At 64.4% G+C, this 25,010-nt stretch carries 25 protein-coding genes and 1 other annotated feature; of the genes, 14 read left to right on the top strand and 11 right to left on the bottom strand.

What is annotated here, in order from left to right; translation table 11 throughout:
• Positions 1-161 precede the first annotated feature (161 nt).
• Positions 162-299, top strand: coding sequence for a hypothetical protein (locus tag RNZ50_08760; GenBank protein ID MDT8855106.1), 138 nt, complete (start codon positions 162-164; stop codon positions 297-299).
• Between the two features lie 117 nt (positions 300-416).
• On the opposite strand, the gene RNZ50_08755 is transcribed toward RNZ50_08760, so the two are convergent.
• The gene (locus tag RNZ50_08755; protein ID MDT8855105.1) at positions 417-659 is read right to left on the bottom strand and encodes a hypothetical protein; all 243 of its coding nucleotides are present in this window, start codon (positions 657-659) and stop codon (positions 417-419) included.
• 50 nt (positions 660-709) lie between these two features.
• Between RNZ50_08755 and RNZ50_08750 the strand changes: the two genes are divergently transcribed.
• Both RNZ50_08750 and RNZ50_08745 read left to right on the top strand, forming a co-directional pair.
• Positions 710-1,075 (top strand): hypothetical protein, encoded by a 366-nt coding sequence (locus RNZ50_08750; protein ID MDT8855104.1) that lies wholly within the window; start codon positions 710-712, stop codon positions 1,073-1,075.
• Positions 1,072-1,347, top strand: coding sequence for a GIY-YIG nuclease family protein (locus RNZ50_08745; GenBank protein MDT8855103.1), 276 nt, complete (start codon positions 1,072-1,074; stop codon positions 1,345-1,347). Before RNZ50_08750 ends, RNZ50_08745 begins: the two co-directional genes overlap by 4 nt.
• Positions 1,348-1,589: 242 nt before the next feature.
• Here RNZ50_08745 and RNZ50_08740 read toward each other — a convergent pair whose 3' ends face one another.
• The 7 genes from RNZ50_08740 to RNZ50_08710 all read right to left on the bottom strand — a co-directional run bounded on the left by RNZ50_08740 (position 1,590) and on the right by RNZ50_08710 (position 7,774).
• Positions 1,590-2,864, bottom strand: coding sequence for a class II aldolase/adducin family protein (locus RNZ50_08740; GenBank protein ID MDT8855102.1), 1,275 nt, complete (start codon positions 2,862-2,864; stop codon positions 1,590-1,592).
• A 4-nt stretch (positions 2,865-2,868) separates the two neighbouring features.
• On the bottom strand, positions 2,869-3,180 hold the full coding sequence (locus tag RNZ50_08735; GenBank protein ID MDT8855101.1) for an antibiotic biosynthesis monooxygenase: 312 nt from the start codon (positions 3,178-3,180) through the stop codon (positions 2,869-2,871).
• Positions 3,181-3,186: 6 nt separating this feature from the next.
• Positions 3,187-3,678, bottom strand: a complete 492-nt coding sequence (locus RNZ50_08730) for an RbsD/FucU family protein (GenBank protein MDT8855100.1) — start codon at positions 3,676-3,678, stop codon at positions 3,187-3,189.
• Positions 3,679-3,706: 28 nt separating this feature from the next.
• The gene (locus RNZ50_08725) at positions 3,707-4,432 is read right to left on the bottom strand and encodes an ATP-binding cassette domain-containing protein (protein MDT8855099.1); all 726 of its coding nucleotides are present in this window, start codon (positions 4,430-4,432) and stop codon (positions 3,707-3,709) included.
• A 72-nt stretch (positions 4,433-4,504) separates the two neighbouring features.
• Positions 4,505-5,632: a substrate-binding domain-containing protein gene (locus RNZ50_08720; protein ID MDT8855098.1), complete on the bottom strand. Its 1,128-nt coding sequence runs from the start codon at positions 5,630-5,632 to the stop codon at positions 4,505-4,507.
• Positions 5,633-5,678: 46 nt separating this feature from the next.
• A complete protein-coding gene (locus tag RNZ50_08715; protein ID MDT8855097.1) occupies positions 5,679-6,710 on the bottom strand; it encodes an ABC transporter permease in 1,032 nt (343 codons plus the stop codon).
• 131 nt (positions 6,711-6,841) lie between these two features.
• Positions 6,842-7,774: a sugar-binding transcriptional regulator gene (locus tag RNZ50_08710; protein MDT8855096.1), complete on the bottom strand. Its 933-nt coding sequence runs from the start codon at positions 7,772-7,774 to the stop codon at positions 6,842-6,844.
• Positions 7,775-8,073: 299 nt separating this feature from the next.
• Between RNZ50_08710 and RNZ50_08705 the strand changes: the two genes are divergently transcribed.
• The 5 genes from RNZ50_08705 (at position 8,074) to RNZ50_08685 (ending at position 15,152) form a co-directional block, all read left to right on the top strand.
• A complete protein-coding gene (locus tag RNZ50_08705) occupies positions 8,074-9,291 on the top strand; it encodes a hypothetical protein (protein MDT8855095.1) in 1,218 nt (405 codons plus the stop codon).
• Positions 9,292-9,315: 24 nt separating this feature from the next.
• Complete coding sequence (gene lsrK, locus RNZ50_08700) at positions 9,316-10,884, top strand: autoinducer-2 kinase (GenBank protein ID MDT8855094.1); 1,569 nt, start codon at positions 9,316-9,318, stop codon at positions 10,882-10,884.
• Between the two features lie 193 nt (positions 10,885-11,077).
• Positions 11,078-12,292 carry an MFS transporter gene (locus tag RNZ50_08695; GenBank protein ID MDT8855093.1) on the top strand — a complete coding sequence of 405 codons (1,215 nt, stop codon included), beginning with the start codon at positions 11,078-11,080 and terminating at the stop codon, positions 12,290-12,292.
• Between the two features lie 371 nt (positions 12,293-12,663).
• Complete coding sequence (locus RNZ50_08690) at positions 12,664-12,909, top strand: hypothetical protein (protein ID MDT8855092.1); 246 nt, start codon at positions 12,664-12,666, stop codon at positions 12,907-12,909.
• Between the two features lie 386 nt (positions 12,910-13,295).
• The gene (locus RNZ50_08685; GenBank protein MDT8855091.1) at positions 13,296-15,152 is read left to right on the top strand and encodes an ABC-F family ATP-binding cassette domain-containing protein; all 1,857 of its coding nucleotides are present in this window, start codon (positions 13,296-13,298) and stop codon (positions 15,150-15,152) included.
• Between the two features lie 51 nt (positions 15,153-15,203).
• On the opposite strand, the gene RNZ50_08680 is transcribed toward RNZ50_08685, so the two are convergent.
• From RNZ50_08680 to RNZ50_08670, 3 genes are all read right to left on the bottom strand, one after another.
• Positions 15,204-15,401 carry a TraR/DksA C4-type zinc finger protein gene (locus RNZ50_08680; protein ID MDT8855090.1) on the bottom strand — a complete coding sequence of 66 codons (198 nt, stop codon included), beginning with the start codon at positions 15,399-15,401 and terminating at the stop codon, positions 15,204-15,206.
• A 155-nt stretch (positions 15,402-15,556) separates the two neighbouring features.
• Complete coding sequence (locus tag RNZ50_08675; protein ID MDT8855089.1) at positions 15,557-16,417, bottom strand: universal stress protein; 861 nt, start codon at positions 16,415-16,417, stop codon at positions 15,557-15,559.
• 11 nt (positions 16,418-16,428) lie between these two features.
• Positions 16,429-17,919, bottom strand: a complete 1,491-nt coding sequence (locus RNZ50_08670) for a SulP family inorganic anion transporter (GenBank protein ID MDT8855088.1) — start codon at positions 17,917-17,919, stop codon at positions 16,429-16,431.
• 69 nt (positions 17,920-17,988) lie between these two features.
• Positions 17,989-18,044 (bottom strand) — a sequence feature (sul1 is cis-regulatory element that is thought to sense ions involved in sulfur or methionine metabolism; They are found in Alphaproteobacteria).
• Between the two features lie 236 nt (positions 18,045-18,280).
• Between RNZ50_08670 and RNZ50_08665 the strand changes: the two genes are divergently transcribed.
• The 6 genes from RNZ50_08665 to hydA all read left to right on the top strand — a co-directional run bounded on the left by RNZ50_08665 (position 18,281) and on the right by hydA (position 24,976).
• Complete coding sequence (locus tag RNZ50_08665) at positions 18,281-19,522, top strand: cysteine desulfurase-like protein (GenBank protein ID MDT8855087.1); 1,242 nt, start codon at positions 18,281-18,283, stop codon at positions 19,520-19,522.
• 133 nt (positions 19,523-19,655) lie between these two features.
• Complete coding sequence (locus RNZ50_08660; protein ID MDT8855086.1) at positions 19,656-20,699, top strand: IS5 family transposase; 1,044 nt, start codon at positions 19,656-19,658, stop codon at positions 20,697-20,699.
• Positions 20,700-20,949: 250 nt separating this feature from the next.
• Positions 20,950-21,912 (top strand): ABC transporter substrate-binding protein/permease, encoded by a 963-nt coding sequence (locus RNZ50_08655; protein MDT8855085.1) that lies wholly within the window; start codon positions 20,950-20,952, stop codon positions 21,910-21,912.
• On the top strand, positions 21,909-22,652 hold the full coding sequence (locus RNZ50_08650; protein MDT8855084.1) for an amino acid ABC transporter ATP-binding protein: 744 nt from the start codon (positions 21,909-21,911) through the stop codon (positions 22,650-22,652). The genes RNZ50_08655 and RNZ50_08650 overlap by 4 nt, the downstream gene beginning before the upstream one ends.
• A gap of 5 nt (positions 22,653-22,657) precedes the next feature.
• A complete protein-coding gene (locus tag RNZ50_08645; GenBank protein MDT8855083.1) occupies positions 22,658-23,557 on the top strand; it encodes a MurR/RpiR family transcriptional regulator in 900 nt (299 codons plus the stop codon).
• 12 nt (positions 23,558-23,569) lie between these two features.
• On the top strand, positions 23,570-24,976 hold the full coding sequence (gene hydA / locus RNZ50_08640) for a dihydropyrimidinase (protein MDT8855082.1): 1,407 nt from the start codon (positions 23,570-23,572) through the stop codon (positions 24,974-24,976).
• Positions 24,977-25,010 lie beyond the last annotated feature (34 nt).

Below are 25,010 nucleotides of genomic sequence, written 5' to 3'. Positions count from 1 at the left end.
TCCGGCATCACATCCGGCGCTTCGTATATCGATCCTTCTGCCTCTTAGCCTCGATGGCATCGCCGAATGGGCAATAAACTCTATGGCTTGGCGGCCAGACACCAGAGCGTGCCTGAAATGTATGTTGGCCCGAGAAGGACCGCAGGCAGGCGCGCTTCCTGATGGCGGCGCTGGCCGAAGACCGGCCCGACGACCTGCACGACGCTTACCAGGACGCGCTCTCGCGCGGGCCGAAGTGGCAGGAGCGGATCGCGGCCACGCTGAAACTGATGCCGGATGTGGCAGAGCGGCTGGGATGACATGGGGCGCGATTGTTGCGAAGCATCCAAGGCAAGCGGGCCTCGCAGGAGGAGCGCCGGCAATGATCTTTCCAGAGAGAGGGCATCTTGATGCGAGACCTGTTCACCGCGGGAAAGTCAGCCCGCAAGTTCTGGTATATCGGCGGCAGGCCTCGGATATCTTCCCGCCACGACCCTTGACCAGATCTCCGGTCGCTTTGCGACCTCTGAAATCTGCAGGCCGGGAGCGACCTGATCGAAGATGCCGTTCACCTTGGTCGCCCATTCGAAGAGCAGACGCTGGAGTTCCGGCGTGATCCGCTGCCGCTGCCAGATCAGTTCGAAGTCGATCCGATCACCAAGGCGCTCGGCAACCAGCAAAATGACATACGTCGTGATGTTGGCGTAACCCTGCGCCGGTGTCGCAATAGGTGAAAGCCTGCGCCGAATACATGGCGTCGGACGCCCGCATCCTGGTCTGCACCCACGCCACCTTCCGTTTCGGATTCGACGCGGTCGAGGCGGCGCGCGGGATCGAGGCGTTTGACGAGGTGTTTCTGGCGATCGACGAATTCCATCACGTCTCGGCCGATGACAACAACCGGCTGGGCCAGATCCTGCACCGGATCGTGACCCGCGATCGCGCGCATGTCATGGCGATGACGGGGTCGTATTTCCGGGGCGACGCCGTGCCTGTGCTGCGCCCCGAGGATGAGGTGCGGTTCTCGAACTCTCCGGAACAACCTATGTCGCCCGGAGCCTGTCGAGCATCCCCGAGATCTTCGGAGACCGCATGATCCTGCACAAGATTGGCGTGACATCGCAACAGGTCGGCCGCCGCATTGCCGACGCCCGCAACGACGCGACCTTCCTGATGGCCCCGGTAGAAATCGTGGCGACCTATGTGCTGAAGAACCTCTCACGCGCAAAGGTCGAGAAACTGCTGCATAGATTCTTTGAGCCCGCGCGCCCCGCCGAACTGAGCGTGACGGATCGGATGGGCAAGAAAATCCCCCCCGCGAGTGGTTCGATCGACTGCCGGACCATGTCGGCCAAGCCGCGAAGCTGATTGAGGAACGAAGGCTGCCCGAGTATCGATATTGCAGGCGCCTACAGCAGATAGTGGCGAGGTGAACTGCCTGCGGTGGTTCACCTTGAGGATGAGTGCGCGGCGAGCGTGTCCGGACCAAAGAAGACATTCTGTGGGAGAGGTCCGCTACATTGCACCAGATACAGAGCCGTCCTTTGTGTGTGCCGCCGCACAGAGATGTGCCTCCACGGGCGGGATCGGGGCGAAAACCCGTCTCGTGTTCACTTTTTCAGCTTGGCCTGCTCCAACGACCAGTATTCCATGTTGAACAGGTCGTTCCGCGAAAGCGGGGTGAAGGCGCCGATGGCTTCGGCGGCCAGGATCACCCGCGCCGTCTGTGACGCGAGGTCGGCCGCGATCGCGGCTTCGGCCCCTGTGCGTCCGACACCGAACAGGCCGAGACTGCGCACGTGGACCACACGCGGCAAGGGGTCCAGCATCACCTTGGGTTCGGTTGCCCGGCTGGCCTCCTGCCGGAAGTAGGTCCGATACCTTTCGGCATATCGGTCGAGGGCGGCATCGATGTCGGCGGCATTTTCGGTGCCGTCAAGGATCAGCGGGAAGGCTTTGATGCGGATGACATGGTCGGGGGTCACGGTGCCACGGCTGGCGATCTCGGGCAGATCGTCGCGCGCCAGAAGGGTCCTGATCGCCGTATCCTGCCGGAAATCCAGCGCAGCCCCGGCCGCGAACACCGGTCCCGCCGCGCGAAGCCGGTCGGCCAGCAATGCGCCGAAGGCCTGCGCACGGTCGTCGGCGGGCTGCGGCGGTTCGATCAGCAGCACCGTGACGCCTGCGCTGGCCAGAAAATCCTCGGCCATGTTCACGAAAGTGATCATGCGGTCATAGGACTCGCGCGCCGTTTTCCCGAATGTGAAAAGGCCATGGTTCACGAGCCAGAGCCCCTTGCACTCCGGATTCGCATCGAAAATCCGGGCGGCCTCGATCGACAGATCGTAACCCGGCATCACATAGGGCACGATGGCCAGTTGACCGCCATAGATGCGCTGGCCGATCTCGGCGGCATCGGGCTGGTTGACCAGAACCAGCACGGCCGTCGCATGGGAATGATCCACGAACCGGGCTGGCAGGAAGGCGTGCAGCAGCGTTTCCAGCGACGGGTTGGGTGAAGCGGGATCGAGCAGGTTGGCCCGCAGCAGGCCGACCATCTCGGGGTCGGAAAGGGGTGCCGCATGGCGTGACGCCAGCAAGGGCGCAAGCTCCACCGCCGGAAGGCCCGGCGCCTCGATGGTGGCCAGATCCCAGCCGCTGCCCTTGACATGCATCACGGCGCGCGGCTTGCCATCCGCATCGGGCCGCAAGGTCTTGACCGAGGTGTTGCCCCCGCCGTGCAGCACCAGATCGGGGTCGCCCCCGATCAGACGCGAGGTGTAGATGCGCAAGGCCAGATCGCGGTCGGCCGGGTCATCCCCGGCGGCAGCCACCCAGGCGGCCGCCGCTGTGTCGTCCCACCGGTTCGGAAGGGGCGTGTCCATGGCGCTATCCCCGCCCGTCCAGCAGATCCGACATCACGAGGCGAAAGAGGTTCTTGCTGCGCGGGCCGGTCATGATGTCGTCCAGCAGGGCGACCGTCTGCTTGTAGTGGTCGGTCTCTCGGTGCGCGTCCAGCGCCTCGGCGTTGTCGAAGATTTCGAAGATCGCGAACTTCGTGGCATCCTCCGGGTCTTGCAGCACGTCGAACCGCCGGTTGCCGGGTTCGCGGGTCGTCCCGTCGAAATTGATGCGGAAGGCGTCCAGGAAATCCTGAACCCGGTCGGGTTTGACCGTGATATGAACCAGTTGCACGAACATGCTGTGTCACTCCACCCCGGTCTTGCCATGCCGGACGTTCAGCGCATGGCGCTCGGTCCAGCTTTCGGGCACCGGGGCGCCGGTATTGCCGAACCATTCCTGCACCGGGATGCCCGATATCAGCGCCACATTGCCCCAGGGCATCCAGGCCCCGGTCCGCACGATGTATTTCGCGCCGCGGTAGCCCTCTTCGTGGAACCAGCTGTTCGGCTTGACACCGCCAAGGGCATCGGGAAAGATTTCCGCCACGCCGTTCCAGGCCACCGGATTGTTTTCCTTGGCGTCGGCGATCATGTGATAGGCCTCGACCCACATTTCCTGCCGGATCGCCCGCAGCACGGTGAACAGGTCCGGCACCCCGGGGCACAGCGCGAGGTCGATCACCCTGTCGTCATAGGCCATGGGAAAGCCGGCATCGGTGATCAGCAGGATGTCGTCGTGACCCATCTCCGAGATGGCACGGCTCAGTTTCACGTTCAGGATTCCGTTGCGGCGCATGTAGCTGTCCTTCTGTTACGTTTCGGGTTCAGGCGTGGCCCTGAACGATAAGGGAAATGATCTCGTCCTGACTGGTGGTGGCCATGTCGCGCACCCCGGCCATGCCCCCAAGGTGCAGGATCGCGACCCGGTCGCAGACCTTGCGCACATGGCCGAGATCGTGGCTGACCATGACGATGCCGATGCCCTTGGACGCCAGATCGCGCACGATGCCCAGAACCTCGTCGCGGGCGCTGGGGCTGAGCGCCGATGTCGGCTCATCCAGGATGATGTAGCGGCTGCCGAAGGCGGTGGTGCGGGCCAGTGCCGAAACCTGCCGCTGCCCGCCAGACAGATGCCCCGAAGGCGTGCGCACATCGAAGGGCCGCACCGAAAAGCTGTTGACGATGGCCTGCGCACGGCGGCGCATCTCGCCGAATTTCAGAAAGCCGAAGCGGTTGGTGATCTCGCGCCCCATGAAGATGTTGTGCACGACCGGCAGGTCATCGAACAGCGCAAGATCCTGATACAGCATCGCGATTCCCGCGTCGCGCGCCTCGGTCGAGCTGGCGAAGACCCAGGCCTTGCCGTCGATCTCGATGCTGCCTGTATCGGGGGAGACGGCGCCGGCCAGCACCTTCATCAGGGTGGACTTGCCCGCGCCGTTGTCGCCCAGCAGGCCGACCACCTCGCCTGGGTGAACCTCCAGGTCGATCCCTTCGATGGCTTTCACCGCCCCATAGGATTTGGATATGCCGCGCAGGACAACGCTCATGTCTGTGTCTTTCCGGGTCGTGGGAAAAGGCCTTCCCGGGGCAGCGGTGCGCTCCGGGAAGGCAGGGGAATCTCAGCGGTCGAGCTTGCCGGAATAGCGGAAGGCGTATTCGGTTTCCTTGTCGATCGCCTCTGCCGACATGTGATAATCCAGCGGCTTGATCGTCGCGGCCAGCACCACGGGAACCGGCTTGCCTTCGGCATGGGCGCGGATCGCCTCGGCCACGGCGGTGCCCCAGTCGTCGTTCACCCGGAAGGCCGTGACCTTCAGCCCGCCCTCCTTGATCGACTTCAGCTCGTCCGCGCCACCGCCCCAGCCGTTGATGATGACCTGATCCAGCACGCCGCGCTCGGATGCCGCCGCCAGCGCCCCCAGCGCGATCGAGGTCGACGAGGCGTGCAGCATCCGCAGGTCGGGATGGCGCGACAGCAGGGCATTTGCCCCCGAGAACGACAGTTCGCGGTCGCCATTGGCCTCGTATTCATCGACGATCTCCATCTTGGAGTTCGCCTTGATGCAGTCGGCGAAATGGTCCGTGCGCTGGCTGTCGATCAGGCCGGGAATGTAGCGCAGCAGCGCAATCTTGCCCTCACCGCCGGTTTCCTTGATCGTCCACTGGCACAGGGCTTCGGCCCCCACCGTATGGTCGAAGCCGACATGGGTCAGCGGCTGGTTCTCGGTGCCCAGCGTGTCGACGAAGGGGTTGACCACGTTCATCACCAGGGTCGGCAGTTCCGCCGCCAGACGCCCGATGTTGGATTTCTGGACCTGATATTCCGACGGCCCCATCACGACATAGTCGAAGCCGCCCGCCAGCACCTGTTCGACCTGCGCGCCCTGACGGTCATGTTCGTCGGGCTTGATCATGAATTCGACGATCTCGAAGGGAATGCCGATCTCGTCCAGCCGCGCGCGGGTCGAGATGTTCAGCCGTGCCCAGGCGTCCGAGGTTTCCAGCGACGGAAACATCAGCGCGATCTTCAGCGGCTTGTCGAAAGTCTTGTCGGTCTTGGTGGCCGGGGCCTGGACGGTCGCCATGAAGGCATCCATTGCCGCGCGCGAACCCTCCATCGTCGCGTGCAGTTCGGGCAGCAGGTAATAGCCACGCTCCTTGGCGGCGGTCGGCGCCTCCTGCGCGGCGAGCGGCAGCGTCATCGCCATGGCGGCCACACCGGCCATCAGGATCGTTCGTGCAGACATGAAGCATTTCATTCTCGTATCTCCTCCCTGAGATCGTTGATGCGTGTCACTCTTCGCTGCGGCTGTCCCGCCGCGAGTAAAGACCGATGGTGATGAGGATGACGGCACCGGCGGCGACATGCTGCCAGAAAGCCTCGAACCCCAGCATGATGACGGCGTTGGTGATCGTCGCCAGCAGCCAGGCCCCCAGCAAGGTGCCCACGATCGAGCCGCGACCGCCGAACAGGTTGGTGCCGCCCACGATCACCGCCGCAATGGTGTTCAGCAGGATCGTCACCGCCCCCGATGCGACGACCGCATCCAGACGCCCGGTCAGGATGATGCCCCCCAGTGCCGCGATCAGGCCCATGAACACATAGACCCCGATCCGGTAGCGCAGGACGCTGATGCCCAGCCGCCGCGCCGCCGTCGGGTTGCCCCCCACGGCATGCAGCCGCGCGCCAACCCGGTGATAGGCAAAGACCAGATGGGCAATGATGATCAGCGTCAGCGCGATGATCAGCGGCATCGGCACCCCCAGGATACGCCCGCGCCCCAGCCAGGTGATCGCCTCGGGGAAGGCAAAGAACACGCCACCCCCGGCATAGACCAGCGCCAGCCCGCGAAACACCAGCTCGGTCGACAGGGTCACGATGAAATCCGGCATCCTGAGCTTGGTGATCAGCACCCCGTTGATCAGCCCGCAAAGACCCCCGGTGGCGAAACCGATCATGACCGAAAGCCACAGCGGCAGGCCGAAGTCCTTCAGCGCGCCTGCGAAGGCGACGCTGGACAGCGTCAGGATCGCCCCGATCGACAGGTCGATCCCCCGCGCGGTGATAACGGCCGTCATGCCGATGCCCAGCAGCATGATCAGCGACGCATCCAGCGAGATCGCCCGCAGGTTGCCCGCCGAAAAGAAACCCGGCGCGGAAAAGGCCATCACGACACAGATGATCAGCAGCATCATCGCAGGCGCGGCCAGCGGCACTTTCGTCGGGCCGAAGAGCGGGGGCAGATTTCCCTTCCAGTCCGACAGTTCGAGCGCGGTGCGCTGGCTGGCGGCGGAGCCTGGTCCTTCGTCACGAGTCAATGCCACGGGTCGCCCTCTTGGGTTTGTTCATTTGTTCTCAGCTTCATCATATGATCGCACGTCGAACGGCTCTGTCAAGCCATTCGTATGCTGCCTGTTTAACAGGCAACCGGTTTTGGCAGGGCTGCGGTGGCCGGTCAGGCCATCAGCGCCAGTGCGGTCTGTTCGTTGGTGATGAAAACATTGATGAAGCCGCCGCTCAGCGCCGCCCGGATCGCGGCCACCTTGTCGGGGCCGCCCGCCGCCGCCACGACGCGCGGGGCCTTGCGGTAGCTTTCCAGTGGCAGGCCGATCACCCGTTCATGCAGCGGCAGGTCAAGCTCCTGCCCCTCGGCATTGATGAACCGGCACAGCACGTCACCGACCGCCCCGCCGCGCCGCATCGCCTCGACCTCGGTCGGATGCAGGTAGCCCCGGCGGATCACGCTGGCATTGGCATCGACCGCACCGATGCCGACAAGCGCGCAATCAGCCTTCAGGGCCATCTGCAACGTGTTGCGCACGCTGGCATCGCGCAGCATGGCGCGCGCGATCTGGGCATCCTCGACCACCAGCGGCGCGGGCACGAGAAAGATCTTCCGGTCCGGCCCGACCACGCGCAGCCCGTCGACATAGGCCTGCACGCCGCCCGTCATGCCCACCAGATCAATGCGCCGGTCGTTGACCAGATGGCCCAGCCGGTGGATCGCCGCCCCGACCATCTCGCCCCAGCCGACGGCCAGCAGGCTGTCCTCTGGCAGGGCGTGCATCAGGAATTGCGCTGCCGCCTGCCCCAGCCGTTCGCTGAGCGGTTCACCCGGCAGGTCGGGAATCACGCGCACGTCTTCCAGCCCGAATCGGGCGCGGATGCGGCGTTCGATTTCCAGACAGCCTTGCAGGGCGGAGTTGATCCGCACCTCCAGCATACCGGACCGGCGTCCCGCCTCCAGCAGGCGGGAAACCTTGATGCGGGGCAGGCCCAGCATTTCGCCGATCACCTGCTGGGTCAGCCCGTCATGGTAGTAATACCAGGCAACCCGGGCCAGCAGGGCGTCTTCTTCCGAAATGATCACCGGGTCTCGACTGTTCATCTGCCCATCCTGGGTCCAGCATCCTTACCGTCCACATGGCGTTGCACTAGATCCCCGCCAGCATCGGCAGCAAGCGGAATCCCGGTCCGCCGCGCCGTTTCCGGGCGACCCGGCGCGGCAGGCGGTGCAGACCGTGTGGCAATCCGGCTTGACGGACCAGACTTCATGTGTCCATCTGTCTTGCGTATCAACAAATGATCACTCCGTAAAGCGCCCCGGCCCTTGCACGATCAAACCCGGCCACCAAGGAACCCCCGATGCCAGAGACGCACCTGCCATGCACGGATCATGCACACAACATGCAGATGATCGGTCACAGCGATCAGGGGGGGCGATGCGACGGCACCCAGATCATGGTGCAGGATGGCCATGCCTATGTCGCCCACATCTTTTCGGGCGGGTTCAGCGTGATCGACGTCCGCGACCCGGCGCGGCCCCTCACGGTCAATTTCGTGCCGGCCCCCCCCAACACCTGGTCGCTGCACCTGCAGGTGCATGACCGGCTGCTGCTGACGGTGCATGCGCAGGACCAGTTCGCGAAACCCGAAACCAACGACGAACGCAATTACTACAAAGCCGACACCCGCGATACCGGCAAGGCCGCACTGGCGCAGACGCGCAACTGGTCGGCGGGCATGGCGGTCTATGATCTGGCAGACCCGGCCAACCCGCGCCAGATCGGCTTCATGCCGGTGAACGGGATCGGGCTGCACCGGATCTGGTATGTCGGGGGACGCTGGGCCTATGCCTCGGCGCAGATCGAGGGGTTCAGCGACTTCATCCTGATCACCATCGACATGGCCGACCCGAGCCGGCCGGAGATTGTGGGCAGGTTCTGGCTGCCCGGCATGAACATCGCGGCGGGCGAGGTGCCGGACTGGCCGCTGGCCCATGGCCGCTACAGCCTGCATCACCCGATTGTTGACGGCGACACGGCCTATTGCGGCTGGCGCGACGGCTGTCTTGTGGTCGTGGATGTGGCCGACCGTGCCGCTCCCAAGCTGATCGCGCACCGCAACTGGGCCCCGCCCTTTGGCGGCGGAACCCACAACTGCCTGCCCCTGCCCGACCGCGACCTGCTGATCGTGGTCGATGAAACCGTGCTGGACAATGAAGAGGACGGCGACAAGCCGATCTGGGTGTTCGACATCCGCGAGAAGGCGAACCCGGTCTCGATTGCCACCTTCCCCAAGCCGTCGGATCGCGACTACCGCGCGGTCGGCGGCCATTTCGGCCCGCACAACGTGCATGAAAACCGGCCGGGCAGCTTTGTCAGCTCCACCCTGATCTTTTCCACCTGGCAGAACGGCGGGCTGCGCGTGCACGACATCTCCAACCCCTATGCCCCGAGGGAAGTCGGCGCGCTGGTGCCGAAGGCCCCGTTGCGCCATGTCGACCACCGTCCCGGCCGCCCGCTGGTCATCAACACCACCGATGTGTTCGTGGATCGCAGCGGTCTGGTCTATTTCACCGATTTCAGTGGCGGTGGCCTGCACATCGCCCAATACGGCGGCTGACAGCGGCAGCAACAGGGGGATGCAATGACGCGGCAATATTATCTGGCCATCGACGCGGGCACCGGCAGCGGCCGGGCGGTGGTGTTCGACCACACCGGCGCGCAATGCGGGCTGGGCCAGCAGGAATGGACCCATGTCAGCGAACCGGGCGTGCCGGGCTCAATGAATTTCGATTGCGCCGGGAACTGGCTGCTGCTCTGCCGCTGCATCGGGCAGGCGATCCGCGAGGCGGGCATTCGCCCCGACCAGATCGCCGCGATCAGCAGCACCTCGATGCGCGAAGGCATCGTGGTCTACGATGCCGACGGATCCGAGCTTTGGGCCTGCGCCAATGTCGACGGGCGTGCCATGCGGGAAGTGGCCGCGCTGAAGGCCCGCGACGCCGGGCTGGAGCCGCATTTCTACCAGGTCAGCGGGCAGACCTTCGCGCTCGGGGTCTGGCCGCGACTGGAGTGGCTGCGCGCCAACCGCCCCGACCTGTTCGCCCGCATCGCGCGGCTGTCGATGATCAACGACTGGGTCGCGGCACGGCTGAGCGGCGAGATCGTGGTGGAGCCCTCGAACGCCGGCACCTCGGGGCTGATGGACCCGACTGCGCGGCAATGGTCCGACGACCTGATCGAGATGGCCGGGTTGCCGCGCGCGATCTTTCCGCCGGTGGTGGAACCCGGCGCGCAGATCGGCCGGGTCACGCCGCAGGCGGCGGCCGAGGCTGGGCTGGCGGCCGGAACCCCGGTCATCTGCGGCGGCGGCGACGTGCAGATGGGCACGCTGGGGCTGGGCGTGACCGGCGACGGCGATGCCGCGATCCTTGGCGGCACCTTCTGGCAGCAGGTCATCAACATCCCGACCGGGCGCACCGACGACACGATGCGGGTGCGGATCAATCCGCATGTGGTGACCGGGCTCAACCAGGCGGAATGTATCTCCTTCTTTGTCGGCCTGACGATGCGCTGGTTCCGCGACACGTTCTGCGACGCCGAAAAGGCCGAGGCGGCGCGCCGGTCGATGGATGTCTATGCGGTGCTGGAGGAACTGGCGGCCAGGGTGCCGCCCGGAGCCAACGGCATCATCCCGGTGTTTTCGGATGCGATGGATTTCGGGCGCTGGTATCACGCGGCGCCGTCCTTCCTGAACATGTCGATCGAGCCGGGCCATACCACGAAAGCCAGCCTGTTCCGCGCACTTCAGGAAAACGCCGCGATCGTCTCGGCGGTCAATCTGGAACGGGTCCGGGCGTTTTCCGGTGTCCGCATCACAAGGCCGGTGGTCTTTGCGGGGGGGGCATCCAAAGGGGCGCTCTGGGCGCAGATTCTGGCCGATGTGCTGGGGCAGGAGGTGGCGATTCCCCGCGTGCGCGAGGCAACGGCCCTCGGCTGCGCGGCTTCGGCTGCCTGCGGGATCGGGGCATTCGGCTCGATTGCCGAAGCCGGGGCGGCCATGTCGGGGATCGAGCGGATCGTCTCACCCAACATGGCGCTTTCCGGCCTCTATGCCGAGACCCGTGCCCGCTGGGAAGGGGCCTATCCGGCGCAGAAGGCGCTGACCGATGCAGGCATCACCACCTCGATGTGGCGCGCGCCGGGGATCTGAGCGCCGCCCTTGCCCGGATGAGCGGACATGGGGTTTCAGAACATCGACACCGCCCCGGGCAGGCACGACTTTCCTTTTGTGGAGGGGCCTGATATCCGCTCTTCCCGACCGGTAGTTCCTGCGTCCCGGCGTGTTTGCGGGTGGGACCCGGTCGCAGAACCCGCAAGTATCGTTGGGCCGGAGCACTGACTGGATGACCAGTCTGATTGAATTCCTTCGCCGCAATGCCCCTTGGTTAGGTGCCGGGTTTCTGCTGACCTTTGCGTCCAGCTTCGGTCAGACGTTCTTCATTGCCATCTTCGCGGGCGACATCCGGCAGGAGTTCGGGCTGAGCAATGCGGGCTGGGGTGGGGTCTATGCCGTCGCCACCATGGCGTCGGCCGCCGTCATGGTCTTCGCGGGCGGCGTGACCGACCGGTTCCGCGTGCGCCTGATCGGCCCGGTCATCCTTGCCAGCCTTGCGGGTGCGGCCACCCTGATGTCGCTTTCCTCCGGGATCGTGGCGCTGACCTGCGCGGTGTTCCTGCTGCGCCTGATGGGTCAGGGCATGATGGGCCAGACCGCGATGGTGGCGATGTCGCGCTGGTTCGTGGCCACTCGCGGGCGGGCAATTTCCATCGCCGGGCTGGGCGTGGCGCTTGGCGAGGCGATGCTGCCGCTGGCCTTCGTGGCGCTGATGGGCTGGTTCGACTGGCGGACGTTGTGGCTGTTCGCCGCCGGCTTCCTGCTGCTGGCGGCGGGGGCCATGGTCCTGATCCTCAAGTCCGAACGCACCCCGCAGGCCATGGCACGCGAGAGCGCGGCGGTCGGCATGTTTGGGCGCAACTGGACGCGGGTTCAGGCGCTGCGGCACTGGTTTTTCTGGTTGTCCCTGCCTGCGCTGATCGGCCCTTCCGCCTGGAACACCGCATTCTTTTTCCATCAGGTCCACTTTGCGCAAGCCAAGGGCTGGGCGCATTTCGATCTGGTGACGCTGTTTCCGATCTATACCGTGACCGGGGTCGGCAGCATGCTGCTGACGGGCTGGTTGGCGGACCGGCTGGGGTCGGCCAGGATCGCCGGCGTCTACCTGATACCGATCGCGATCGGATACGTCCTGATCGGGTCCGCGCCAGGCCTCGGCATGGCCGCCGTCGGGCTGGTCTTCATGGGTCTGTCGGCGGGCGCGCACATGACGATGAGCGCGGCGCTCTGGGCCGAGTTCTATGGCACGGCCAATCTGGGCCGCATCCGGGCGATGACCGGTGCCTTCATGGTGCTGGGCACGGCCATCGGTCCCGGACTCTGCGGCTGGCTGATCGACCGCGGGATCGACCTGCCGCACCAGGCCTACGGGATCAGCGCCTATTTCGTGGTGACGGCGGGGCTCGCGGCATTCGGCGGGCGCAGGGCGGCACGGTTCCTCTGAACTGCGGCCATTGCGGCGACACCGGCGGCCACGGGGTCGGGCAGGGATGGGCCAAGGCTGCGACATGCCCTGGCCAGAAGACCTGCACCACCGCCTGACGGTCATCGGCCTGCGTCGGCATTCCTGCCGCAACCGGGCGAGAAGCCGATGGTGGCGGCGCGATCGGAAATCTGTCCGGTTTGCACGGGTGGATTTCTGCATTCACCGCACCTATATTCCCCTCAGACGGTCATTCGGCGCCTTTAGGCGATCTCATGAAATGCCGTCTGAATTCAGCAACACCGCTGCGAGCGCGCCAGACTGCTGGCGCCACCTGTATCGCGGCATATCCATGGCAACGACGCCATGGCTCGAAATTGAAAGGAAAACACATGGCCCTCAAGGTCAGGATATTGGAAGAAGACAGCAGGATCGTCGCACAAGGCGTCATCGACGGCACGGTGCCGTTCCGCTTCGAGGATTTCGGCGACCGCTGGAGCGTCCGGATCGGCCGGACGTGGCACCACAGGGAACGAGAGCGCCACGCTGCCGGCCAGCCGAAGCTGGCCGAGGCACGCCAGAAGATCTATGGGGCGATCGCCAGATTTCGCCGCGAATGCAAGCCTGCCCTGGCCTGAACGAGGCGGCGACGAGTCACAATCGCCTTACTCGAAGCCGGGTATCATCTGCGAGAAAGAAAAGGTGCCGTGAAACAGGGGGTTTCCCGTCCGGCGGTGCCCGCCCTTTCAAGCAACGTGGTTGTCCGGCGTCGCGCGATCGCGCGACATCTTGCCGATGGCGTGGAGACACGACGATCATGGGCGGCTACAGCAACAATCTGGCCGTTGTCCGGGCCTTCCTCCAGGGCGGTCGCAGCAAGGGTTCGCCCAGGATCGGACCGGTGACACTGCCGAGGGATCATCAGAGCCCTAGATAGGCGAAAATCCGGTTCCCCCGGGCAGGCAAAGAGGGTGGCGGATGGGCTTCAATTGATGTTTTCCCCTATTTCTGACAGAAGCCTGTCATGCTGAACATATCGGGAATTTCGTATTCCGTCGAAGGCCGCCCGCTGTTCGATCAGGCTTCGGCAGACATTCCGGCGGGCCACAAGATCGGGCTGGTCGGCCGCAACGGTGCGGGAAAGTCTACTCTTTTCCGGCTGATCAGGGGTGAGCTGACGCTGGAGGGCGGCGATATCCGCCTGCCGACGGGCAGCCGCATTGGCGCCATGGCGCAGGAAGCGCCATCAAGTGCTGATTCCTTGCTGGATACCGTATTGAGTGCCGACCTGGAACGCGACACCCTGCTTGTTGAGGCCAGCAGCACAAGGGACCCCACACGCATCGCCGAGGTTCAGACACGTCTGGCCGATATCGACGCCTGGTCGGCCGAGGCGCGGGCGAGCGCCGTTCTGAAGGGCTTGGGTTTCGACACGGACGCCCAGGGACGCCCCTGTTCGGATTTCTCGGGCGGTTGGCGGATGCGCGTTGCCCTTGCAGGGGTGCTGTTCGCCCGGCCCGATATCCTGCTGCTGGACGAGCCGACCAACTATCTTGATCTGGAAGGCGCGATCTGGCTGGAAGCGTATCTGCAGTCATATCCCCATACGGTCATCATCATCAGCCATGACCGCGCCCTGCTGAACCGGGCCGTCGGCGCGATCCTGCATCTGGAGGAGGGCAAGCTGACCCTCTATTCCGGCCCCTACGACCAGTTCGCGCGCCAGCGCGCCGAGCAGCATGCAGTGCGGACAGCCAGCGCGCGCAAGCAGGACATGCGGCGCGCGCATCTGCAGGGGTTTGTCGACCGCTTCCGCTATCAGGCGAACAAGGCCCGGCAGGCGCAGTCGCGGCTCAAGATGCTGGAACGCATGGTGCCGATTTCCGCCCCCGAGGACCGCGCCGCCCTTGCCTTCAGCTTTCCGGCTCCCGAGGAAATGTCGCCGCCCCTCCTCACGCTTGAAGACGCCGCCGTGGGATATGACGGCCCACCGGTCCTGAAAGGCATGAACCTGCGGATCGACCCGGATGACCGGATTGCCATGTTGGGCCGCAATGGCGAAGGCAAATCGACCCTGTCCAAATTGCTGGCAGGCAAGCTGCCGCTGGCCTCTGGCCAGATGGCGAGATCGGGCAAGCTGCGGACAGGTTACTTCGCGCAGCATCAGGTCGATGAGTTGCGGCTGGACGAAACGCCCCTGCAACATCTGGAACGGTTGCACCCGGATGAGGGCAAACCGAAATTGCGGGCGCGACTGGCCGGGTTCGGGCTGGGTGCCGATCATGCGGAAACCATCGTGGACCGGCTTTCGGGCGGGCAGAAGGCGCGGCTGTCGCTGGTGCTGGCGACGCTGGACGCGCCGCATCTGCTGATCCTCGACGAGCCGACCAACCATCTGGACATCGAAAGCCGCGAGGCGCTGGTGGACGCGCTGACCACCTATTCCGGCGCCGTCATCCTTGTCAGCCACGACATGCATCTGCTGGGGCTGGTTGCCGACCGGCTTTGGCTGGTGGATGCAGGATCGGTTGCGCCCTACGAGGACGATCTGGAAAGCTACCGGAGCTTCCTGCTCGGCGCCGGGGCACACGTCGAGCCTCCCAAGGTCAGGGCCACCCCATCGAAAAAGCCGTCCCGCGATGAACTGGCGCAGTTGAAGGCCGCGGTCCGAACCTGCGAAACACGTATCGCCACATTGAACGACATGCGCGACAGGCTGGCGCTGAAGCTGGCCGACCAGGGCCTCTACGCACCCGAGATGGGACAGCAGGCGCAGACCTGGCAGATGAAATATGCCGAGGTAATGGAGGGGCTTGACCGCGCCGAGGCGCTCTGGGTTGCTGCATTGCAGAAGCTGGAGTCGGCACAGGCAGCGTCGTGACGCCCATGGCATGGTGCCAAATACACCTTGTTGCCAGCGCCTCGAGCCGCCTCAGCCAGCGCAGTCCCGGCAGCGCATCAGTGTCGGATCAAGCTCCAGGCGCTTCTCGCCGATGAAGTCGCCGCAGGCGTCGCACCAGCCGAAGTCATCGCCCTCGATCCTGATGAGTGCCGCTTCAAGGGCACGAATCCGGGCGCCGCGGCGGGCATCCATGGCGGCGGCCATTACCTGCTGCTGCATCGCATCCATGCGGCTCAGCCGTCCGACGCTTTGCTGGTCAAGCTCGACCGGCCGACGCTGCTCGGCACTCGCGTCGGAGTCCTGCCGCAGCGCCTCGAGTTCGTCCCGCAGGCGCGGAAGAAACCGGAGTCTCAGCGCGTCAGGTGTCGGTTCGGCCCGTCCCCCTACCGCATCAGCACGACCGGCGCCTTGCAGGACCGGATCATGGCGGTGGTGGTTGACCCGATGATCAGGTTGCGGATGCGGCTGTGGCCGTAGGCGCCCATGACCAGCATGTCGAACTGCGCCTCTTCCACCAGCTTGCCGAGTGCGGTTTCGGGGTTGCCCGGCAGGATCGAGGTTTCGGCCTCGATCCCGGCCGCCTGCAGCAGGGCCTTTGCATCTTCAAGACCCTTCTTCACCTCGGCCGTGGCGGTGCCCACCGTGACGACGTGGACGGCAAGCCCCTGGAACAGCGGGCTGCGGGCGATGTGGTCGACCGCCTTCATCGCAGAGGGGCCGCCGTCATAGGCCATCAGAACCTTCGTGATCGGCCTGAACGCGCGCGAGGCCACCAGGACCGGCCGGTGGCTGGCGCGGATGATCCGTTCGAGGTTCGTCCCCAGATGGCCCTTGGCATTGTCGGCGGTCTCGCCGCGCTTGCCGATGATGATCACACGGGCGTCGCCCTCGACCTCGGCCACCGCCTCGACGATGTCGCCATGGCGCAGGCGGGTGGTGATGTCGGTCACGCCGTCCCGGTCGAGAATCGCGCGCGCATCCTCCAGAATGGCCCGGCCGCGGTGGCTGATCAGCCTGGCCCGCTGCGCATCAAGCTCGGCCAGTTCCTGCAGCAGCGCCGTGCGCGCGCCAAGGCGGATCGCGCCCGAATGGTCATGCGTGTCAGACGCCTCGCGGCGGCCCAGCACATGGATCAGCTCGACCGGCGCGCCGGTGCGCTGCGAGATCCAGGCGGCATGGTCGCAGACGCTGGTCGAATAGATCGAGCCGTCCACCAGGGCGACGATCTTCTGCGGGTTTGTCATGGTCCCCTCCCTCAATGCGACATCAGCTTGTCCATCGCGCCCGGCTTGTCATGGATGGCAAGCTTGTCGACGATGGTTTCGGTGGCCTGGTTCATGCCGACAATCTCGACCTCGGCGCCGTCGCGGCGGAACTTCAGCACCGCCATGTCCAGCGCCTGCACGCTGGAAACATCCCAGATATGCGCGAGGCTCACGTCGATGACCACCTTTTCCAGCGCCTCCTTGAAGTCGAAGGCGTTCATGAAATCCTCGACCGACCCGTAGAACAGCTGGCCTTCGACCACATAGGTCCGCACCCGCCCGTCCTTCGAGATGGTGCTGGTGACGTTGAACAATTGCGCGATCTTGCCCGCAAAGAAGATGCCCGACAGCAGCACGCCGACCAGCACGCCGATGGCGAGGTTGTGGGTATAGACCACGGCCACGACCGTCGCGACCATCACGACGGACGACGAGCGCGGGTGCAGGCGCAGGTTCTTGATCGACGACCACGAGAAGGTGCCGACGCTGACCATGATCATGATCGCGACCAGCGCCGCCATCGGGATCTGGCTGACAAGGTCACCCAGCACGACCACCATGAACAAAAGGTAAACCCCCGCCGCGAAAGACGAAAGCCGCCCCCGGCCGCCCGACTTCACGTTGATGATCGACTGGCCGATCATCGCGCAGCCCGCCATGCCGCCGATGAAGCCGGTGGCGGTGTTGGCGATCCCCTGGCCGATGCATTCCTGATTGCGGTCCGACCTGGTGTCGGTCAGGTCATCGACGATGTTCTGCGTCATCAGGCTTTCCAGCAACCCCACCACCGCAACCGCGACGGAATAGGGCAGGATGATCGTCAGCGTCTCGATGTTCAGCGGAATCTGCGGGATCAGGAAGACCGGCAGCGTGTCGGGCAGCGCGCCCATGTCGCCCACCGTCCGCACGTCCCAGCCGAAGAACAGCGTCAGGCCGGTCAGCACCACGATGGTGACCAGCGGCGACGGAATCGCCTTGGTCAGCAGCGGGAAAAGGTAGATGATCGCCAGACCCGCCGCGACCAGCGCATAGGTCAGCCATGAGACCAGTCTCGGGTCCAGTTCCGGCAATTGCGCGAGGAAGATCAGGATCGCCAGCGCGTTCACGAACCCGGTCATCACCGATTTCGAGACATAGCGCATCACGAAGCCCAGCCTCAGCAGCCCCGCGCCGATCTGGATCAGGCCCGCCAGAACCGTGGCCGCCAGCAGGTATTGCAGCCCGTGGTCCTTGACCAGCGTGATCATCAGCACCGCCGTCGCCGCCGTCGCCGCCGAGATCATCCCCGGCCGCCCGCCGGTGATCGCCACCAGCACCGCGATGGAAAAGCTGGCGTAAAGCCCCACCTTCGGGTCCACCCCCGCGATGATCGAAAAGGCGATGGCTTCGGGAATCAGCGCAAGGGCCACGACCAGCCCCGCCATCAGATCGCCCCGGATGTTGCCCGTCCATTGGTCACGGTAAGCGTGGAGTGAAATCATGTAAATCCGTTCCTGATCGACCCTGACCAAACCGGCCGCGCGTCGATTGTTGATCTGCGTGTCAGGTCAGGTGGTCCGGCGGATCAGCGGCCGGAAGAGCCACCCGGGCTTGCACCGGGTCCATGCGTGTCTGCGCCCTGTTATGCGCAAACATCCGCCTTTGACAACCGGAAATCCGCCGCGGGAACGTCGGGTTACAACCAGCAGCCTGAAAGCAAGACCATGGCTCCCGGTCGGCGCCCATTTATTATGCAGGGAAATGTTTGATACATTTTTCTGTAGACTGAACCGTTTGTTTTATCGGATACTGGCTCCAGACGGCGCTGAAGTGCCATGACAGGAAACGGCGAAGGAAAATCCGGTGACAGGCCTCAACCAAGACTTCATCGCGACAATGTTCCCGTCACTGAACAAGGGCGCGGTTTTTCTCGACAATGCAGGCGGGTCGCAGGTGGCAAGGCCGGTGGCGCAACGGGTGTATGACTATCTGCTGGATGCGAATGTGCAGCTGGGGGCCAGCTACGCGGCCTCGGTTGCCGCCGGGGCCAAGGTTGACGAAGGCCGCCGGGCGCTGGCTCTGCTGATGAATGCCGAAAGGCCCGAAGAAATCGTGATGGGCGCAACGTCCAGCCAGTTGTTCGACCAACTCGCCCGCGCCCTGGTGCAACACTGGCAACCGGGTGACGAAGTGATCGTGACCGGCTTCGACCACGAGGCCAACATCGGGCCGTGGCGCAAGCTAGCGGCGCAGGGCATCGTGATCAGGGAATGGGCGCTGCGCGTTGGCGAACACCAGCCCCGGCTGGAGGATCTGCAGGCGCTGATGACCGACCGCACCCGACTGGTGGCGGTCACGCATGTATCCAACATCTTCGGCTCCATCCTGCCGATACGCGAAATTGCCGATGCGGTGCATGAGGCCGGCGCGATGATCTGCGTGGATGGCGTCGCCTTCGCCCCACACCGCGCCATCGACGTGCAGGCGCTTGGCGTCGATTTCTACGGCTTTTCGGTCTACAAGGTCTACGGCCCGCATCATGCGGCCCTTTTCGGCCGATATGATCTGCTGCGGCACAAGGCCGGCAACATCAACCACTTCATGTATGGCGAAGACAAGGTTCCGGCAAAGCTGGAACCCGGCAACCCGAACTATGAACTCGCCCATGCTTGTATTGGCGTCGTCGAGTATCTGGAGGCCTTTGCCTCGGTTCATGGCATCAATGCCCGTGGCCGGGCGGCCATCGAGGGAGCCTTTTCCATGATCGCCGATCATGAGGCCGAACTGTCCAAGCGCCTGCTGGACTATCTGGCCAGCAGGGACGACGTGACGATCCTGGGCGAGGCTTCTGCCGACAAGGCGCTGCGGGTGCCGACGATTGCCTTTGTCGTCAAGGGGCAGAATTCGGCCGATGTGGTGCAAGCGACGGACGGCACCGGGATCGGCATCCGCTTTGGCGATTTCCATTCCCGTCGGCTGGTCGAAAGTCTCGGTCTTCCCAATCCGGATGGCGTGATCCGGGTATCGGCAGTGCACTACAACACGCTCGCTGAATTCGACCGGCTGATCGATCACCTTGAAAGCCTGCGCAGACAGGCTGCCTGACACTTCTCCTCAACCCAACCAACAGGGATCCTACCATGAAAAATACGATGTGTCTTACGGGCACCTCTATAAATTGCCCCATCCCCCGCACTTCGGTATGGTGAGACAGTGAACTGGCATTGGGGATGCAACGATGGCGCAGATGGGTTTTTTCGATCTTTCGGACCGTTACGCGAGCCTCGATGCCAAAAGGGATCCGCTGGTCGAAATTGATGCCGTCGTGCCGTGGGAGGAGTTTCGTCCGGCTCTTGAGCGGGTCTGGCGCAAGCCTGTTGCGGATCGCAAGTCCCGCGCGGGGCGCAAGCCGATAGATGCGGTGCTGATGTTCAAGACGCTGGTTCTGAGCGCGCTTTACAACCTGTCGGATGATCAGATCGAATATCAGGTCCGCGACCGGCTTTCCTTTATGCGCTTCCTGGGGTTGGGCCTTGGTGACCGGGTGCCCGACGCCAAGACGGTGTGGCTGTATCGCGATGCGCTGGCGCAGGCCGGCAAGGTGGAGGAGTTGTTCGGGTTGTTTGACGGTCATTTGGCGCGGCGGGGCTACATTGCGCGCGGCGGTCAGATCCTGGACGCCTCCATCGTGCCGGTGCCGCGCAATCACAACACGCGCGATGAAAACGCAACGATCAAGAAGGGCGAGGTCCCCGAGGATTGGGCTGATAAGCCAGCGAAACGGGTGCAAAAGGATGTGGACGCACGTTGGACGAAAAAGCACGGCAAGAGCCACTACGGCTACAAGAACCATGTGAATGTGGACCGCACGCATAAGCTGGTCCGGCGCTACCACGTCACCGACGCCGCTGTGCATGACAGCCAGGCAGTGGATCATCTGCTGATGCAGGGCAACACCGGGTCTGGCGTGTGGGCGGATGCTGCTTATCGGTCCGAGGAGATGGAGGCCAAACTCCGCGCCTTAAAACTGAAAAGCCACATCCACCGCAAGGGCAATCGGGGCAAGCCGCTGACCGACCAGGCCAAGGGCAGCAACCGCACCAAATCCACCGTGCGGGTCCGGGTTGAGCACATCTTCGGCGCGCAGGCCAACGACATGGGCGGCACCCTGGTGCGCACCATCGGCTTGGTGCGGGCGAAGGCCAAAGTCGGCATGAAGAATCTCGCCTACAACATGCGCCGCCTCGGCCAACTGGGTCGCATCAACCCGCACCCAGCCTGAAAACGGTCGGCCAAGGACGCAGATCGCCCCGCGCATCGCTAAAAACGGCCCTGAACCGAAGGTCCGCGAGGCGAAATGGGCGGCAGATCATAAAAACCAAGGCAACAATCGGTCAGCTGAAGGTCGCTGCCGCGCTTCGGGCAGAACCTGCTATGCCGTTGCCGCGAAAACAGTCAAAAATCGAGGTGCCCTTACGACTGCCATCTGTCTGGCCGGTTCCGGCGCGGCCCTTGCTGGCACGCTGGATGACGTGAAAGCGCGAGGCCATGTCCAATGCGGCGTCACGCAGGGCGTTCCGGGTTTTTCCAACCCCGACGACAAAGGCAACTGGATTGGCTTCGACGTGGATATCTGCCGTGCCGTAGCGGCCGCCGCGCTGGGCAATGCAGATGCGGTGAAGTACACGCCGCTGTCGAACACCGAACGCTTTACCGCGCTGCAGTCGGGTGAGGTTGACATCCTGTCGCGCACCACGACACGCACGCTGAACCGCGATACCGCGCTGGGGCTGAACTTTGCCCCGGTCGTGTTCTATGACGGTCAGGGCTTCATGGTGCGCGAAACCTCGGGGCTGAAGTCGGCGATGGAACTCAACGGTGCCGCAGTCTGCGTCTCTGCCGGATCGACCACCGAACTCAACCTGGCCGACTACTTCAAGGCGAACGGGATGACCTATTCGCCTGTCCGCTTCGAAAAGGCGGACGAGGTTCTGGCCGCCTATGATGCCGGGCGCTGCGACGTCTACACTTCGGACCTGTCGGGTCTGGCTGCGCGCCGTCTGGTGATGCAAAATCCGGCAGAGCATGTCATGATCGGGGTTGCGGTGTTCAACGGCGCGCTGATGGCCGAGGTGGTACGCGGCGGTTTGCAGGCGATCCCGAAGGGGCAATACGAGGCCGCGACCGCGCAGGGCATGGGGTATTGGCGGATGATGGGTTTCATCATCCTGCCACAGGCACTGCGACTGGTGATCCCGGGGCTGGTAAACACCTATGTGGCGATCATCAAGGATGCGACGCTGGTGCTGATCATCGGGCTGTTCGACCTGCTGGGAATCGTGCAGGCCGGGGTGGCGGATGCGAACTGGCTGTCGGCCTCGGTCACCAAAACCGGCTATGTCTTTGCCGGGCTCGGCTTCTGGATCCTTTGTTTCGGGCTGTCGCGCTGGTCGATGCGGCTGGAACGTCAGTTGGGGGCGCGTGCGGGGCGATGACAGGCAATCCCATGATCGAGATGCGCGGCGTCAACAAGTGGTTCGGCCCCTTGCGCGTACTGGCAGACATCAACCTGACAGTCGCGGCGGGCGAGAAGTTGGTGGTCTGCGGACCGTCGGGGTCGGGGAAATCGACCCTGATCCGCTGCATCAATCAGCTTGAGCAGCATCAGATGGGCGAGATCGTGGTGGACGGGGTGACCGTGCATTCCGAGTTGAAAGCCCTTGATGCCGTGCGCCGCAACATCGGAATGGTGTTCCAGTCATTCAACCTCTACCCGCATCTTACTGTGATGCAGAACCTGACCATGGCGCAGGTCTGGGTGCATCGCACCCCCCGGCGCGAGGCCGAGGCGGTCGCGCGCCATTTCCTGACCCGCGTCCGCATCCCCGAACAGGCCGACAAGTTTCCGGCGCAACTGTCGGGCGGCCAGCAGCAGCGCGTCGCCATCGCGCGGGCGCTGTGTACGCGACCGAAAATCATGCTGTTCGACGAACCCACAAGCTCGCTCGACCCTGAAATGATCAAGGAAGTGCTGGATGTCATGGTGGAACTGGCAGATGAAGGCATGACCATGATCGTGGTGACGCACGAGATGGGCTTTGCCCGGCGGGTCGCGAACCGGGTGGTATTCATGGATGGCGGGCAGATCGTGGAACAGGCTCCGCCTCAGGATTTCTTTGCCGATCCGCAGACCGACCGCGCAAGGGCATTCCTGTCGCATGTGCTGGCGGGGTAAGGGAAGTGGCCGAATCCGCAGACAAGCCCGCCATGACAGCCCCCGCCAAACCCGCCACCGCCGCCGAGTTCCAGACGCTGCTGGTGCAGGGCCGCGACCGTTTTACGCCCCGGATGCTGGAGGCGGGCGCCTATGTGGTGGAAAACCCCAAGGAGGTCGCCTTCAGCGCGGTTGCGGTCCTGGCTCAGCAGTCGGGCATCGCCAGCACCAGCTTCGTGCGGTTGGCTCAGGCAATGGGGTTTTCCGGCTTTTCCGAGATGCAGGCGCTGTTTCGTGAACCGTTGCGCAGGGTCTATCCCAGTTCGCTGGAGGAACGCATCCGCCATTCACAGGGCGAGCAGGTTATCCCCGACCCCAGCGATGTGGCGGCCATCGGGCGGTCCTTCGCGCAGGCCAATATCGCTTCCCTGACCCATCTGGCCGACCGGCTGGCGGCCATGCCACTTGAGGCCGCCATCGATCTGGTGCTGGGTGCGCGCATCGTGCATGTGATCGGCGTAGACCGGTCCTTTGCCGTGGCATCCTATCTGTCCTATGCGCTGAACCGCGCGGGGCTGCAAAGTTTCCAGATCACCGGCCTTGGCAGCGCGATCGCAGATCACGGCGCGCTTATGGCACCCGATGATCTGCTGATCGCCATCAGCTTCCCGCCCTATGCCGCAGAAACCGTCGCCATCACGCGGCAGGTTCACGCCAGAGGCAACCCGGTGCTGGCAATCACCAACAGCACGGTCAGCCCGATCACCGAAGGCGCGCGCCAGGTCCTGTTCGTGAACGATGCCGAATTGCATGGCTTCCGGTCGCTGACCGCGCTGATGTCGCTGGTGCAGACGCTGATGATGGGCATCGCCTTTCGCAAGCGGCACGAGGCAGCCGGGTTCGACATCGACGAAATCAACGCCTGAAGGGAAGTCGCCATGACCTTTGACCTGATCATCCGGGGCGGCACGCTGGCAACGGCGGCCGATGTCTTTCGCGCCGATCTTGCGGTCAGCGATGGCAAGATCGTGCAGATCGGCCTTGATCTGGGCGAGGCGCGGCAGGTGATCGACGCGACCGGCCACTATGTGCTGCCCGGTGGGATCGACAGCCATGTGCATATCGCCCAACCCTCGGGCGACGGCATCGTGATGGCGGATGATTTCGCTTCCGGAACCCTGTCGGCGCTGATGGGGGGCAATACAACCGTGCTGCCCTTCTGCCTGCCCGCGAAGGGGCAATCGCTGCGCGACGCGCTGACCGGCTACCACGCGCTCGCGGCAGGCCAGTGTTACACCGATGTAAGCTTTCACGTCATCATCAGCGACCCGACGGATTCGGTGCTGGGGCAGGAAATCCCGGCGCTGGTGGCCGATGGCTACACGTCGTTCAAGGTGTTCATGACCTACGAGGGCCTGCGCCTGAACGACGCCGAGATCCTGGCGACCATGGATGCGGCGCAAGGGGCCGGCGCGCTGGTGATGGTGCATTGCGAGAACGAGGATGTGATCCGCTTTCTGATCGAGCGTGCCGAGCGCGGCGGCGATCTGGTGCCAGCCGCCCATGCCCGCACCCGCCCCGTCGCCGCCGAGCGTGAGGCGACCCACCGCGCCCTGTCGCTGGCCGAGGTGACCGCTGCCCCGGTGGTGATCGTTCATGTGTCGAACCGCGAGGCGATGGAGGAGATTGCCCGTGCCCGTGCCCGGGGCGGCCGCGTGGTGGGCGAAACCTGCCCGCAATACCTTGTCCTGACAGCCGCCGATCTGGAGGCGATGGACTGGAGCGGCGCGAAATACGTCTGTTCTCCGCCGCCGCGCAGCACGGCCGATCAGGCCGCCTGCTGGCAAGGGATAGAGACCGGCGTTTTCGATCTTGTGTCATCGGATCACTGCCCGTTCAAGTATGACGACCCGCAGGGCAAGCTGAACCCCAGGGGCAAGGCGTCCTTCCGGCATGTGCCCAACGGCATTCCGGGGGTGGAAACCCGCCTGCCGATCCTGTTTTCCGAAGGGGTCAGCAAGGGGCGCATCGACCTGTGCCGCTTCGTCGCGCTGACGGCGACCAACCAGGCGAAGACCTACGGCCTTTATCCGCAGAAGGGCACCATCGCCATCGGATCAGATGCCGACCTGACGATCTGGGACCCGCAGAGCGAAAGGGTGATCCGCCATGCCGACCTGCACGACGGATCGGATTATACCCCGTATGAGGGGTTTGCCGTGACAGGCTGGCCGGTCGGAGTCGTGTTGCGCGGCCGCATCATGGTGCAGGACGGTCGGCTTGCCGGCGCGATGGGCGATGGCACCTATCTGCCGCGCGGTTTGCCCCGCGTCGGCCGGGGGTGAAGGCGGCTCCGCCTGCCAGACCAGAAAACCACCT

It is taken from the genome of Paracoccaceae bacterium Fryx2 (genome assembly GCA_032334235.1).
Lineage (GTDB): Bacteria > Pseudomonadota > Alphaproteobacteria > Rhodobacterales > Rhodobacteraceae > JAVSGI01.
This window is presented reverse-complemented; position numbering and strand designations above follow the sequence as displayed.